This window comes from Pseudomonas sp. P1.8 (genome assembly GCF_001269805.1).
Lineage (GTDB): Bacteria > Pseudomonadota > Gammaproteobacteria > Pseudomonadales > Pseudomonadaceae > Aquipseudomonas.
On record NZ_LHVM01000016.1, the window covers coordinates 82,881 to 97,405 of the forward strand.

The 14,525-nt window shown below is 58.4% G+C and carries 13 protein-coding genes; 2 read left to right on the forward strand and 11 right to left on the reverse strand.

Annotated elements, in window-relative coordinates:
- The 9 genes from AD668_RS16935 to AD668_RS16975 form a co-directional block, all read right to left on the reverse strand.
- Positions 1 to 810, reverse strand: a complete 810-nt coding sequence (locus AD668_RS16935) for a MetQ/NlpA family ABC transporter substrate-binding protein (RefSeq protein ID WP_053160708.1) — start codon at positions 808 to 810, stop codon at positions 1 to 3.
- 128 nt (positions 811 to 938) lie between these two features.
- Positions 939 to 2,291, reverse strand: coding sequence for an LLM class flavin-dependent oxidoreductase (locus AD668_RS16940; RefSeq protein WP_053160709.1), 1,353 nt, complete (start codon positions 2,289 to 2,291; stop codon positions 939 to 941).
- Positions 2,291 to 3,484, reverse strand: a complete 1,194-nt coding sequence (locus tag AD668_RS16945; protein WP_053160710.1) for an SfnB family sulfur acquisition oxidoreductase — start codon at positions 3,482 to 3,484, stop codon at positions 2,291 to 2,293. The genes AD668_RS16940 and AD668_RS16945 overlap by 1 nt, the downstream gene beginning before the upstream one ends.
- A gap of 23 nt (positions 3,485 to 3,507) precedes the next feature.
- Positions 3,508 to 4,740, reverse strand: coding sequence for an SfnB family sulfur acquisition oxidoreductase (locus tag AD668_RS16950; RefSeq protein ID WP_053160711.1), 1,233 nt, complete (start codon positions 4,738 to 4,740; stop codon positions 3,508 to 3,510).
- Positions 4,741 to 5,035: 295 nt separating this feature from the next.
- Positions 5,036 to 5,800, reverse strand: coding sequence for a hypothetical protein (locus AD668_RS16955; RefSeq protein ID WP_053160712.1), 765 nt, complete (start codon positions 5,798 to 5,800; stop codon positions 5,036 to 5,038).
- A gap of 483 nt (positions 5,801 to 6,283) precedes the next feature.
- A complete protein-coding gene (gene tcyN, locus AD668_RS16960) occupies positions 6,284 to 7,039 on the reverse strand; it encodes an L-cystine ABC transporter ATP-binding protein TcyN (protein ID WP_053160713.1) in 756 nt (251 codons plus the stop codon).
- A 4-nt stretch (positions 7,040 to 7,043) separates the two neighbouring features.
- Positions 7,044 to 7,709, reverse strand: a complete 666-nt coding sequence (gene tcyL / locus AD668_RS16965) for a cystine ABC transporter permease (RefSeq protein ID WP_053160714.1) — start codon at positions 7,707 to 7,709, stop codon at positions 7,044 to 7,046.
- Positions 7,709 to 8,509 carry a cystine ABC transporter substrate-binding protein gene (tcyJ, locus tag AD668_RS16970; protein ID WP_053160715.1) on the reverse strand — a complete coding sequence of 267 codons (801 nt, stop codon included), beginning with the start codon at positions 8,507 to 8,509 and terminating at the stop codon, positions 7,709 to 7,711. Before tcyJ ends, tcyL begins: the two co-directional genes overlap by 1 nt.
- 286 nt (positions 8,510 to 8,795) lie before the next feature.
- Positions 8,796 to 9,788, reverse strand: a complete 993-nt coding sequence (locus AD668_RS16975) for a D-cysteine desulfhydrase (protein ID WP_053160716.1) — start codon at positions 9,786 to 9,788, stop codon at positions 8,796 to 8,798.
- A gap of 190 nt (positions 9,789 to 9,978) precedes the next feature.
- Between AD668_RS16975 and epsC the strand changes: the two genes are divergently transcribed.
- The gene (gene epsC, locus AD668_RS16980) at positions 9,979 to 10,905 is read left to right on the forward strand and encodes a serine O-acetyltransferase EpsC (protein WP_053160717.1); all 927 of its coding nucleotides are present in this window, start codon (positions 9,979 to 9,981) and stop codon (positions 10,903 to 10,905) included.
- A gap of 321 nt (positions 10,906 to 11,226) precedes the next feature.
- Positions 11,227 to 13,188 (forward strand): choline transporter BetT, encoded by a 1,962-nt coding sequence (betT, locus tag AD668_RS16985; RefSeq protein ID WP_172681840.1) that lies wholly within the window; start codon positions 11,227 to 11,229, stop codon positions 13,186 to 13,188.
- Positions 13,189 to 13,212: 24 nt separating this feature from the next.
- Here the strand turns inward: betT and AD668_RS16990 are convergent, their stop codons facing one another.
- Entirely contained in the window at positions 13,213 to 13,473 is a 261-nt protein-coding gene (locus AD668_RS16990; protein WP_053160719.1) for a hypothetical protein, read from the reverse strand.
- Positions 13,474 to 13,668: 195 nt separating this feature from the next.
- Positions 13,669 to 14,505, reverse strand: a complete 837-nt coding sequence (gene tauD / locus AD668_RS16995; RefSeq protein WP_053160720.1) for a taurine dioxygenase — start codon at positions 14,503 to 14,505, stop codon at positions 13,669 to 13,671.
- Positions 14,506 to 14,525: the final 20 nt, after the last annotated feature.

Sequence of the window (14,525 nt, forward strand, 5' to 3'; positions counted from 1 at the left end):
TCAGCTTTCCCAGCCGGCTTGATACAGTTTGCCGTGAGCCTTATCCAGTGCTGCGCGTACGGCCGGCGAGTGCTGGTAGATGTCGACGAACTTGATCAGGCGCGGATCGGTTTTGCTTTTGGGCTGGATCACGAACTGGATCACGTATTCCTTGTGATCAAGACCGTCGAACAGCAGCGCGGAACCGGCATCGAAGGTCTTCGATAGGCGAATGTAGGCCGGGTAACCCTGGACCAGATCGGCGTCGTCGTAAGCACGCACCAGTTGCACGGCTTCGACCTGGAGGATTTTGATTTTCTTCGGGTTGGCGATGATGTCTTCTTCGGTGGCTTTGTATCCGACGCCGGGTTTAAGCGTGATCAGCCCCGCCTTGGCCAGCAACTGCAAACCGCGACCGCTGTTGATCGGGTCGTTGGCGATGGCGACGCTGGCGCCTTCTGGCAGCTCGTCGAAGCTTTTGTATTTCTTCGAGTAGAGGCCGACGTTGTTGATGATCCCGGGCGCGAACGGCACCAGGTCAAAACCTGCGGCAGCCTTGGCGTTTTCCAGGAAGGGGATGTGCTGGAAGTAGTTCACGTCGATATCGCCTGAGGCCAGGCTGACGTTCGGTGCGATCCAGTCGCTGAACTCCACCAGTTCGACTTTCAGGCCTTGTTTGTTGGCTTCCTCGACGGCGGCTTCCAGAGGAATGGCGAAAGCCGCGGTGGTGCCGATTTTCAATGGCGCGTCGGCGGCGAAGGTCACCGAGCTGAAGAGGCCGAGGGCCAGGGCCAGTGCTTTGACTGGGTGAGAGAAGTAGTTCTTTTTCATGATGATATATCCAGTCAGTGCATAAGGTTTGTGGTGCTTGGTCGGGCCTCATCGCTGGCAAGCCAGCTCCTACAGTGGATTTATGGCGTTCACAAAACCCTGTAGGCGCTGGCTTGCCGGCGATTCTTTTAACGGCGAAACGCCGAACCGGTGTGTTGCTCAGGCAAATGCGCCCCTTCGTGAAACAGCTTTTGCCGCAAGCTGCCATCGTCATAAGCGGTCTTGTACGACCCGCGCCGTTGCAGCTCAGGAATCACCAGCTCAATGAAATCCACATAGCTTTCCGGCGTGACAATCCGCGTCAGGTTGAAGCCATCCAACCCCGTCTCGGCGATCCAGGATTCCAGTTCATCTGCCACCTGCCCGGGCGAACCCACCACGGTGATGTAGCGACCACCGAGGGCGTGTTGCTCCAGCAGTTTTCGTCGGGTCCAGTCGTTGTTTTGCAGGTGTTTGGTAGCGGACTGAATGGCGTTGCTCTTCACGTACTGGATCGGTTCGTCGATGGCGTACTCGGAGAAATCGATCCCGGTGGAGGCCGAAAAATGCGCCACGCCGGCTTCGGCACTGGCGTAGCTCAAGTATTCGGCGTGCTTGGCCCAGGCCCGCTCTTCGGTTTCGTCAACGATCACGTTCAGGCCCATGAACACCTTGATGTCTTCTGGGTTGCGCCCCGCTTCGATGGCGCTGGCGCGGACGTTGTCCACTTGAACCTTGGTCGATGCTTTGGTCTGGCCGCTGATGAACACGCACTCGGCATGTCGCCCGGCGAACTGCAGTCCGCGATCCGAACTGCCCGCTTGAAACAACACCGGGGTGCGTTGCGGTGACGGTTCGCAGAGGTGATAACCCTCGACCTGATAGAACTCGCCTTTGTGCTCGACCTTGTGCACCTTTTCTGGCTGCGCGTAGATCCGCTGCTGCGGGTCGTTGAGCACCGCGCCGTTTTCCCAACTGCCTTCCCAGAGTTTGTAGAGCACTTGCAGGTATTCGTCCGCCTGGTCATATCGACGGTCGTGCTCGACCTGTTCGCTCAGGCCCATGGCCTTGGCGGCGCTGTCGAGGTAGCCGGTGACGATGTTCCAGCCCACACGGCCGCGACTCAAATGGTCCAGCGTCGACATGCGCCGAGCGAACAGATAGGGCGGTTCGTAGGTGAGGTTGGCGGTCAGGCCGAAACCGAGGTTTCTGGTCACCGCCGCCATCGCCGAAACCAGCAGCAGCGGGTCATTGACGGGCAACTGGATCGATTCTTTGAGCGGTACATCCACCGAGTTCTGGTAAACGTCGTAGACGCCGACGATGTCGGCAATGAACAAGCCGTCGAACAGGCCGCGCTCGAGCAATTGCGCCAGTTCGGTCCAGTACTCGATGGTTTTATACCGGGTCGATGTGTCTCTTGGGTGCGTCCACAAACCGTGGTTGATGTGCCCGATGCAGTTCATGTTGAACGCGTTGAGCAGGATCTTCTTGCGGGTCATCAGATGGTCCCCCGCAGTGGCGGGTTTTCATCGTTGAGGTAGTAGTTGCCGACGGCGTGATACTTCCAGCGCACCGGGTCGTGCAGGGTATGCACCCGAGCGTTGCGCCAGTGCCGGTCCAGTCCGTGCTCGCGTAGCGTCGCCTGACTGCCTGCAAGTTCAAACAATGTACTGGCGGCGGCGAGAGATATTTCGGTGCTGATGGCGCGAACTTCTGCGACGGCAATCGAGGCGGCTGCGACCGTGTCGGCGGTGGTCTCGAGTTGGGCTTTGTCGAGGAACTCACCCGCGCGTTCCAGTAGTGCTTCGGCGGCGTGCAGGCGGATGCTCAAGTGGCCGAAGCTCTTGAGGGTCAGCGGATCGTCGGAGGCTTTTTCATGGGTGGCATCGATCCATGGACGGGTCTTGGTGCGCACGAAATGCAACGCATCTTCGTAAGCGGCGCGGGCGATGCCGGTGTCGATGGCGGCGTGGAGAATCTGCGCCAACGGTCCGACCGGCGTCGGACGCTCGAAAGCGCTTTGAAAGGGAATGACGTCTTCGGCAGCGACATAGACGTCTTCGAACACCACCGAACCGCTGCCGGTGGTGCGCTGGCCGAAGCCGCTCCAGTCATCAATCACGGTAAGGCCTTTGCTGTTACGCGGCACGAACGCCAGTTGCTGCACGCCGTTTTCATCTACCACGGATGTCGGAATTCGCTGGGCGTAAATCGCGCCCGTGGCGTAGAACTTGCGACCGCTGATGCGATAGCCGATGCCGTCGGGGGTCAGGCTGGTTGTGCGGTCGTGGGCGGTTTTGGTGCCGAGTTCGGCCAAGGCATTGCCGAAGCGCTGGCCGGCCAGAACCTGCGAGTACAAACGTTGTTTCTGCTCGTGGTTACCGTTCACGCGCAGCACTTCCAGTGCGTAAAAGTGGTTTTGCGGTATCTGTCCAAGCGAGCCGTCGGCCTGTGCGATCAGGGCGATTACTTTGGCCAGCGTAACGTTGGAAACACCTGCGCCGCCGTATTCTTTCGGCACGCTGATACCCCACAGGCCCGAGCGGGAAAATACCTCCAGCTCCGCGTGGGGCAAACGGCGTTCACGGTCGCGCAGGGCGCTGTCGCGTTTGAAGTCTTCGGCCAGATCGCTGGCGACAATCAGGGCTTGCTCATCGCTGGTGATGACCGCGACGTGGTGAGAACTTGTCATGTGCTTCTCCAGATGTCTGGTCGTCAGATCCAGGAATGACGGGCCGGCAAGGTGCCGTTCAGGCGGTACGCGCCGACGGCGTAATACTTCCAGCGCACCGGGTCGTGCAGCGTGTGCACCCGGGCATTGCGCCAGTGACGGTCGAGGTTGAATTCGGCGAGGGTTGCGTGGCTGCCGGCCAGTTCGAAGAGTTTTTCGCTGGCCTGCAACGAGATTTCGGTGGTCAGCACTTTGGCTTCGGCCACGGCAATCGAGGCGCGGGCGGCGGACTCGGCGGTGAAGGGCGCGGCGCTAACCTGATCGAGCACCTGCCCGGCCTTGCGCAACAGCGCTTCGGCGGCGTGCAGTTCGATTTTCAGTTTGCCGATGTCGGCGATCACGTAGAGGTCATCGCTGGCTCGTTCGACCTTGGCGTCGATCCACGGCCGGGCGCGTTTTTTCACAAAGTCGATGGCATCGTCGATAGCACCCCGGGCGATGCCGGCATCGATGGCGGCCTGGATCAACTGCGAGACTGCACCCTGGATATTGGGTGTTTCGTTGATCCGCCAGTTATCCACCACCAGTTCAGGATCGACCTTTACGTTGTTGAGCAAAATCGTACCGCTGGCGGTGGTGCGTTGACCGAAGCCCGACCAGTCATCAACGATGCGCAAACCCGGTGTACCGCGTTGGATGAACGCCAGCACTTGTCTGCCGTCCTCGTTCAATGCTTTGACCGCGACCCAATGGGCGAACAGTGCGCCGGTGGAATAGAACTTCTGGCCATTGAGGACGTCGTCAGCGGTGATACGCGCTTTCAGGTCCAGAGTGTTTTTGGTGCTGCGCTCAGGCCCGGCATTGCCGATGCGCCAGCCGTCGAGCACACTTTTGAACAGCAGTTGTTTCTGCGCTTCGGTGGCGCTACCGAGCACCAGATTAAGAATCCCGAACTGATTTTGCGGGATCTGCCCAAGCGCCGGGTCTGCTGCGGAAATGATCGCGAACACCTCGGCCAGGGTGACGAACGAAACCTGCGGGCCGCCGTACTCACGGGGAATGGAAATGCTGCCCAGGCCGCTGCGGGTGAACTGTTCGATTTCAGACCATGGCAGCTTGCGCTGTTGGTCACGTTTGGCGGCTTGCAGGCGGGCGACTTGCGCCAGTTCGTGGGCAGCCTTGATGGCTTGGGCATCGTTGCGCAGCACTTGCGCGGGCAACAACAACGGGGCGATGTCCAGGTCACTCTGGACGATTGCATCTGCCAGACTGGACATCAGTGCTGCTCCTTGGCTGCACGCAATGCCCTGGCGTTCTGCACTGGGGTGATTGTGTTCTGGACCATACCTACCTCACATCTTATGAAAGCGCCGCTTGTGGCCGCGCATGAAAACAAGGATGTCCGGTGGTCCGGTGTATATACCCTAAACTTGTATAAAAAATTTAGAAACTAACTTTTAGGAATATGTATAGAAGGTCAAAAGATCGCAGCCTGCGGCAGCTCCTACAGGGTTGACGACGATGCGCGCGGGAGCTGCCGCAGGCTGCGATCCTTTGATTCCAGGCCAAGACTCATCGCTTGCGGAGTTCGGCAGCCTTGAGCACTTTTTTCGGAAAGACTTTCAGACAAGGATTGGCACAACCAATCTTCAACAAACGGGCCGGCGCCCAGCGAGAGTTGTTGCCCACCCGGTCGAGGATGCAATACGTCACTTCCAGGCGCAGGTCTTCGCCAGCTTCGAGAATGATGGCCGGCGGCACCCAGACCTGAATGGGCTGGCCCACATCACTCGCCTTGAGCCTTGGCAGGTCCATGCGCGCATCACCCCAGCGCAAGGTGATTTCGTCATCGATGGCCATGTTCAGGTACGGCTCAATGGTCAGTGGAACACCGCGGTTGATCTGATTGGCGTTGATCCCCTGACGGCGAATCGCCTCGGGAATGCTGATCGGTGCGAGGCCTTGATTTTCATCGCCGCATAGCAGGGAGGGTTGGCCGCCAGGGCAGTCGAGTTTGATCTGCACTTGCCTGCTGGCAGATACCGTGGGCGCTTGGCCGACCCGCATGATCCGGTAGTGAATGCGCGAAGTACCGTTGGTGACGAAGCTTTCCGGAACCCGTAGCTGCACCGATTGCCCGATATCGCCGGGTGTCAGGGCTTTGGAGGCTACGTAGCAGTTGTCCCAGAACAGTTCGATCAGATCTCCTTCGTCCATGCCGGGGTAGGGCGCCACGTCGATCAGCAGATGCGCCGCGCCGGTGATGTTGATACCGGTCTTGTGAGATTGCGCCAGGGTCGGGGCCACGGGCCCGGGTTTGTTCGAGGTGCTTTTCATGGAGTCTCCTTGAAGTCTTGCAACGAAGTCCGTTTCTGGAAAAACAAAAAACGCAAATGTCGAACAGCAAAACATGTCATTACTTTGAGTTGGAATAATGATTAAGCGTTGTGAGTGTCGCGGCAGGAGTCTAGATAAGAGCGTGCTGGAATAAGTGTCAATGGGAATTATTAGTTAAGGCGGGAGAGGGTGGTTATTCAGAAAGTTCCTACGCTGAAAGGTTAATAAACCTTGGGTCTGTGTCGAATATGCCCGCTAAAACCAGTAGGATTCGGGTTTTTCATCGCAACGCCCCGCCCCTGTAGGAAATAGCCACGCAGCGGCCAATAGCATAATCAAATTGTTGTTTAAATATAAATATGTACCGCTTGCGCTGACAAAAAGTTGTCTAGCGTTCGCCTGTATTTATTTTGGGTTTGAAGAGGGTCGCTGGGTGTGGATGTAACTTCCATCCGTGGAAGTTGTCCGGTGTTGCGCAGGGTGTTAGTTGTGAGCGTTATTTAGGAACTTGCTGAGGAACTGTTTTGTCCGTTCTTCTTTCGGATTGGCAAACAGCGCCTTCGCTTCGCCTTGCTCAACGATCACGCCTTTATCGAAAAACACCACGCGATTGGCCACATCCCGAGCGAAGCCCATTTCGTGGGTGACGATCACCATAGTGCGATTCTCTTCGGCCAGGCCGCGGATGGTCGCCAACACTTCGCCCACCAGCTCAGGATCGAGCGCGGAGGTCGGTTCATCAAACAGGATCACTTCCGGCTCCATCGCCAGCGCTCGGGCAATCGCCACGCGCTGTTGCTGACCGCCGGAGAGACGACGCGGGTAAGCGTCCTCCTTGCCCGCGAGGCCAACTTTGGCCAGCAGCTTTTTACCCAAGGCAATGGCATCGACGCGCGCGATCTTCTTGACGATGATCGGACCTTCGATAACGTTTTCCAGGGCGGTGCGATGGGGGAACAGGTTGAAGTTCTGAAACACGAAACCCACATGCTGGCGCAAACGTCGCACCAGGCTCTGCTGCTGGTTCAGGGGGCGGCTGGTATCGATCTCGATATCGCCGACCTTGATCCGGCCGCTGGTAGGTTCCTCCAGAAAATTCAGGCAGCGCAGGAAAGTGGTTTTGCCCGAACCGCTAGGGCCGATGATCGCTACTACCTCACCTGCCTTTACCTCAAGATCGATGCCGTTGAGCACGACTTGACCCTTGAACTGCTTTGTCAGTTTTTCCACGACAATCATTGGGTCAGGACTCCTGGTCGTGCCGATTGACCCGCGCTTCCAACTGGTTCTGCAGGTGCGACAGCGCGGTTGCGAGAACCCAGTAGATCAGGGCGGCGGCAAGATACATGGTGAAGATTTCGAAGGTACGAGCGGTGATCAGTTGCGCCTGGCGGAACAGTTCCGGCACCTGGATGGTGGCGGCCAGCGCGGTGTCTTTGACCAGCGAAATGAAGCTGTTGCCCAGCGGTGGCAATGCAGTGCGCATGGCTTGCGGCAGGATGGCCCGGCGTAAGGTCTGCGCGCGGGTCATGCCGATACTGGCAGCCGCTTCCCATTGGCCGCGCTCGATGGAGCTGATCGCAGCACGCAGGATTTCACAGGCGTACGCGGCCATGTTCAGCGAGAAGCCGATCAGTGCCGCCGGCAGCGGATCGAGTTCCAGGCCTAACTGCGGCAAGCCGTAATAGATCACGAACAATTGCACCAGCAACGGCGTGCCGCGAAAGAACGACACGTAGATGCGGGCAATCCAGCTCACCAGCTTGAAACGCGACAGACGCATCAGCGCCAGGCCGAACCCCATCACCAGGCCGAAGAACATCCCGCCCAGGCTCAGAATCACCGTGTAGTACGCGCCCTTGAGCAAAAAGGGCGCGGAGTCCAGTGCGAGTTGAAAAGCTTCTTCCATTATTGAGTGACGTCAGCGTTGAAGTATTTTTCCGAAAGCTTTTTCAGAGTGCCATCGGCGCGCAGCTTGTCGATCGCCTTGTTCACCGCAGCCAACAATTCAGGCTCGCCTTTGCGCAGGGCAATGCCGGCTTCCTGGCGGGAGAACGCTTCACCGGCGGCGGTGGTGTCCTTGGCTTTCTTGGCGTATTCCAGCGCGGCCAGGCGGTCGATCAGGATGGCGTCGATGCGGCCGACACGCAGGTCCTGGAACTTGGTTGGATCGTCTTCGTAGGTGCGGATGTCAGCAGTCGGAACATTCTCTTTCACCCACTGCTCGTAGTTGGTGCCCAGGCCTACGCCGACTTTTTTGCCAGCCAGATCCGCGGCACTCTTGATGTTCAGCTCGGTGGCTTTCTTGGTCAGCACCAGTGCCTGAATCCCGGATACGGTGTAAGGCTCGGAGAAGTCGTACTTCTTCTTGCGCTCTTCGGAGATGGTTACCTGATTGATCACTGCGTCCAGACGCTTGGATTCCAGCGCCGCGAGGATGCCGTCCCATTTGGTTGGTTGCAGTTTGACTTTCACGCCCAATTCTTTAGCCAGTGCTTCGGAGAACTCGACTTCGAAGCCGGTCAGTTTGCCGTCGGCATCAACGAAACTGAACGGTGGATAAGTGCCTTCAAGGCCGACGTTGATCACGCCTTTGTCCTTGATTTGTTGCAGTTGCTCACCGGCAACCGCCTGGCCAATCAGGCCGGCGCTCAGTGCCAGGCCCAGCGAACCCACCAGCAGATTTCGACGTAGTGCGGAAAAATTCATGACAAGCCCCTGTGTTTTCTTATGGAAGACGCTTTAGGAAAGTTGGCAAATTCGGGATTTGGACGACTGCGATATCCTGCCTTAAAGCAGCTTATGCGTCTCGCTGCAAATTCGCCTGCGGCGTGACTATAAGATGACGCCTTTAGAATTGAAAATAATGGATATTATTTTTATTATTCTTTAATTGAATATACGTTTTATAAAAAAGATCGCAGCCTGCGGCAGCTCCTACATGGATCGGCGTGCACCTGTGGAAGCTGCCGAAGGCTGCGACCTTTTGAAGTGGTTACAGAAAATCCTTATAGGCAAACAACGCCGGCGCCCCGCCGGTGTGCAGGAAAATAATCGGGCCTTTGTCGAAACGCTGACGCCCGATCCCATCAAGCAACCCGGCCATGGCCTTGCCAGTGTAGACCGGGTCGAGCAGCAAGCCTTCCTGGCTTGCCAGCAGCTTCACTGCTGCCAGTGTCCCGGCGTTCGGCTCGCCATAGCGCGGGCCGAAGTATTCGTCCCATAACTCGACTTTAAAAGCCGCCGGCAGGTTCACGCCCAGCAGTTCGGCGGTGCGCTCGGCCAGGCCTTGTACCTTCGGCAGCTGGTCTTCCTCGCTGCGCGAAACCGTCACACCGATTACTGGCAAATCCGGCAGAGCTTCGCTCAAGGCCAATGCCAGACCGCTGTGGGTTCCAGCGCTACCTGAGGCCAGGACTACTGCGGAGAAAGTCAGGCCGGTGTCTTTGATCTGCTCAGCCAATTCCAGCCCTGCGCGGACATATCCCAGCGCACCCAAGGCATTGGAACCGCCGATCGGCACCAGATAGGGTTTTTTGCCGTTGCTGTGCAGGCGCCCGGCGAGCGCCTGAAGTTGCTCGTCAGCGTTGTCGAGGTTTTCCACCAGCTCGACCTTGGCATCGAACAGGTCGAGCAGCAGTCGGTTGCCATTGCCGGTGTAGTTACTGTCATCGGTGCCCAGCGGGTTTTCCAGCAAGGCCACGCAGCCGAGACCCAGCTTGGCCGCGATCGCAGCAGTCTGGCGTACGTGATTGGATTGCAGCGCGCCCGCGGTGATCAACGTATCGGCACCTTGAGCGAGCGCATCGGCGGCCAGGTATTCGAGTTTGCGCAGCTTGTTGCCACCCAGTGCCAGTGGCGTCAGGTCATCGCGTTTGACATATACGTCGCGGTCCAGCCACGTCGACAGGCGTTCGAGTTTTTCCAGGGCCGTGGGCTGACCGAGCAGGTCGAGGCGATTAAAACGAGCGAGCTGTTGTTTGATCATGGGTCCGTACTGGCGGTGAAAGATCTCAGGACTATAGGCACGGTGTTTTGCTGGGGCAACCGTCAATCTCTTATAGCCAAACGAACTGACCACAGCACAATTGGTTCTTAATTTGCCTCACGACCCTTGCCGTAAAGTAGGCGCCGTCAGTGCGGCCCGACAGTCCGGCCGCCCGTAAGGAGTCTTTACCGTGAGTGAGCGATCAAGCCATTGGCAATTGCAGACCATCGTCAGCGAGTTGCGCACGGCACGTGAACAGTGGCGTACACAAAACGGCCGGGCCAGCGGCGAACAGGGTGGCCGTGAGTTGCCCTCTCGGGCGGCCATGGCGGAGATTCTCGAAGCCTTGTGTGGTGCGTTGTTCCCGATGCGTCTGGGTCCGGTGGACTTGCGTGAGGAAAGTGAAGATTTCTATGTCGGCCATACGCTGGATGTCGCATTAAATGCATTGCTGGCTCAGGCGCGGCTCGAACTGCGCTACGCCGCTCGCCACAGTGCCCAGGCCGAGACTGAAGTCGAAGCCAAAACCATCCAGATCATTCAGGACTTCGCCCTCGCGTTGCCTGGGTTGCGCAGTCTGCTGGACACCGACGTACTCGCGGCCTATCACGGTGACCCGGCAGCACGCAGCGTCGATGAAGTGTTGTTGTGTTACCCGGGCATTCTGGCGGTGATTCATCATCGACTGGCTCACCATTTGTATCGGGCCGGGTTGCCGCTGCTGGCGCGGATCAGCGCGGAAATCGCCCACTCTGCCACCGGTATCGACATTCACCCCGGCGCGCAGATCGGCCGCAGTTTCTTCATTGACCACGGCACAGGTGTAGTGATCGGCGAAACCGCGATCATCGGCGAGCGCGTGCGGATTTATCAGGCGGTGACTTTGGGCGCCAAGCGCTTTCCGGCGGACGAAGACGGTCAGTTGCAGAAGGGGCAGGCGCGGCATCCGATCGTGGAGGATGACGTGGTGATTTATGCCGGGGCGACGATTTTGGGACGGATCACTATCGGCCAGGGTTCTACCATCGGCGGCAACGTCTGGCTGACCCGCAGCGTGCCGGCGGGCAGCAACCTGACCCAGGCTAATCTGCAGCATGATGATGGGGCGCAGAAGTAAGGATGTAACAGCTGTAGGAGCTGTCGAGTGCAACGAGGCTGCGATCTTTTCCAGGCGCGCCACCAACCAAAATCAGAAGATCGCAGCCTGCGGCAGCTCCTACAGAACACCTAAAACCAGAACCGCCGAGCCCTGCGATTAGTCCTTAGCCCCCTATGTATGTTTAACTTGAACGTTCATTCAAGTTAAACCGGTGGTTCGCCGCCCGCTCACAACAGGAGGCTTGCCTTTGCTGAGTCCGATTTCTACAGCCACGTTTTACCCCTGCGAGGTGCACCGTTCATGAGTGCATCGTCCACTCCCGCCAGCGGCCTGGTCCGCATGAATCCGCCGGTTTTCTACTTCTCGGCCAGCTTCATTCTGTTGTTTGGTATCGTTGTCATCGCCATGCCCGAGCAGGCCGGAGCGTGGTTACTGGCGGCGCAAAACTGGGCGGCCAATACGGTCGGCTGGTACTACATGTTGGCGATGACCCTGTATCTGGTCTTCGTGGTGGTCACCGCGTTATCGGGCTACGGCAAGATAAAACTCGGTGCCGACCACGACGAGCCCGAGTTCAGTTACCTGTCTTGGGCAGGCATGTTGTTCGCCGCCGGGATCAGTATCACGCTGTTCTTCTTTTGCGTGTCCGAACCCCTGACCCACATGCTCCAGCCGCCTCAGGGTGAGGCGGGCACCGCGGATGCAGCGCGCCAGGCGATGCAGATTCTGTTTCTGCATTGGGGTCTGCATGGCTGGGGCGTGTTCGCCTTCGTTGGCATGGCGCTCGCGTACTTCGCTTACCGGCACAACCTGCCGCTGGCCCTGCGTTCGGCGCTGTATCCGCTGATCGGCAAACGCATCAACGGCCCTATCGGTTATGCGGTGGACGGCTTCGGCATCATCGCCACGGTGTTCGGCCTCGGGGCCGATATGGGGTTTGGCGTGCTGCACCTCAATTCCGGGCTGGACTACCTGTTCGGCATCGCTCACACCCAGTGGATTCAGGTCGGCCTGATCACGCTGATGATGGGCGCGGCGATCATTGTTGCCGTGTCCGGCGTCGACAAAGGCGTGCGGGTGATGTCCGACATCAACATGCTGCTGGCCTGTGCGCTGCTGCTGTTCGTGCTGTTCGCAGGCCCCACGCAGCATTTGCTCAACACACTGATCCAGAACGTTGGCGACTACCTCGGCGCTTTGCCGATGAAGAGCTTCGACCTCTACGCCTACGACAAACCCAGCGACTGGCTGGGTGGCTGGACGGTGTTTTATTGGGCCTGGTGGATCGCATGGTCTCCGTTCGTGGGCCTGTTCATCGCACGGATTTCCCGTGGCCGGACCATCCGCGAATTCGTCTTCGGCGTGCTGCTGATCCCGCTTGGTTTCACCCTGGCGTGGATGTCGATCTTCGGCAACAGCGCCATCGACCAGGTACTCAATCACGGCATGAGCGCATTGGGCATGTCGGCCATCGACAACCCGTCGATGACGCTGTACTTGCTGTTGGAAACCTACCCGTGGAGTAAAACCGTGATCGCGGTCACGGTGTTCATCAGCTTTGTGTTCTTCGTCACCTCCGCTGATTCCGGCACCGTGGTGTTATCGACACTTTCCGCCAAGGGCGGCAATCCCGATGAAGACGGGCCGAAATGGCTGCGGGTGTTCTGGGGCGCGATGACCGCGCTGGTCACCAGTGCGCTGTTGTTCTCCGGCAGCATCGATGCGCTGAAGTCGGCGGTGGTCCTGACGTCGTTGCCGTTCTCGCTGATCTTGCTGCTGATGATGTGGGGGCTGCACAAGGCGTTTTATCTGGAGTCGCAGAAGCAGATTGCGCAGATGCACTCGCTGGCGCCGGTCTCGGGTTCTCGGCGTGGCAAGGGTGGCTGGCGTCAGCGCTTGAGTCAGGCGGTGCATTTTCCGTCGCGCGATGAGGTTTATCGCTTCCTCGACACGACCGTGCGACCGGCGATTGAAGAGGTGTCCGCCGTGTTCAGGGAAAAGGGCCTGCACGTGGTTACGCACCCGGACCCGGCCAATGACAGCGTCAGCCTGGAAATCGGCCATGGCGACCAGCATCCCTTCGTGTATCAGGTTCAGATGCGTGGTTACTTCACACCGTCTTTCGCTCGGGGTGGCATGGGTTCCAAGCAGCTCAACAACCGTCGCTATTACCGCGCCGAAGTGCATTTGAGCGAGGGCAGTCAGGACTACGATCTGGTCGGCTACACCAAGGAGCAGATCATCAACGACATCCTCGATCAGTACGAGCGGCACATGCAATTTCTGCATCTGGTGCGTTGACTGAGGGCAAGGCGCCGAGGCCGGTCAGGTCTCGGCGCTCAGCACCATGAACAACACCAAGGCCGCCACCGGGATGCTGAACACCATCGTGCCGATCCCCAGTTCCGTGCTTAGCGACTGGCCGGTCGTCACCACGCCGATAGCGCCATTGATAACCGTCATCGCCAACCACAGCACGACAAAACCGTAGGTCAGGGTCTGACGGCTGAAGCCGAGTTTCTCGCCGATGAACAGCATCATCGCGAGCAGAACCAGGCCGAAGGTGATGATGATTGTCGTGTGCATGCTTGCTCCAACCTTGCGATAGGAATCGCCGCTTTGATGCTTTAGCGACTTTGTTCCTGTCGAGTGTGGTTGTGCAAGTGTGAAGTCGGACTGAAGCGAAAGTCAGTCGCTGAAAAAAAATCGCAGCCTGCGGCAGCTCCTACGGGTGTACATCAGTTCCGTGTAGGAGCTGCCGCAGGCTGCGATCTTTTGATCTTAAAACGGTACATCCCCCAATACCGTCGCCCGCTGCATCACCCGTCGTGCCGGGCGGTAGTCGTCCACTGCGTAATGTTGGGTCACGCGGTTGTCCCAGAACGCAATGTCGTCCTGCTGCCAGCGCCAGCGAATGGTGAATTCAGGCCGCGTTGAATGGGCGAACAGGAATTTCAGAACTGCTTCGCTCTCGGTTTCCGACAGCTCGTTGATTTTCGAGGTAAAGCCTTCATTGATGAACAACGAGCGGCGTCCGCTGACCGGATGCGTACGGATCACCGGATGCGACAGCGGCGGATTCTTGCGCCGAGCTTCTTCCCACTGGGCCAGCGCTTCGGGCGTGTTGCCATAGCGCTCCAGCGGGAAGGAGCGGGTGAAATCGTGGGTGGCGGTCAGGCCTTCGAGCAAGTTTTTCAAGGGTGCCGACAAGGCTTCATAGGCTGCAATACCGCTGGCCCACAATGTGTCGCCACCATACTCTGGCAGCAGCTTGGCGCTGAGTACTGCACCCATGGCCGGGGTCGGCAGGAAGGTGACGTCGGTGTGCCAGATCGCGTTATCGCGCACGTCGGTGACGGCAGTGTCGAGGATCAGCACTTCGGGTTGCTCGGGTACGTTCGGGTAGATCGGGTGAATGTGCAGGTCGCCGAAATTGGCGGCGAATCGCGCCTGTTGCTGCGGTGTAATCGGCTGGTTGCGGAAGAACAGCACCTGATGCTTGAGCAGTGCCTGTTCTATGGTGTCGCGCTGCTCCAGGTTCAGTGGCTGGCTGATGTCGACGCCGCTGATTTGCGCGCCGAGGGCAGAACTCAAAGGGGTGATGGACAACTGGCTCATGATGATTCTCTTCAATCCGG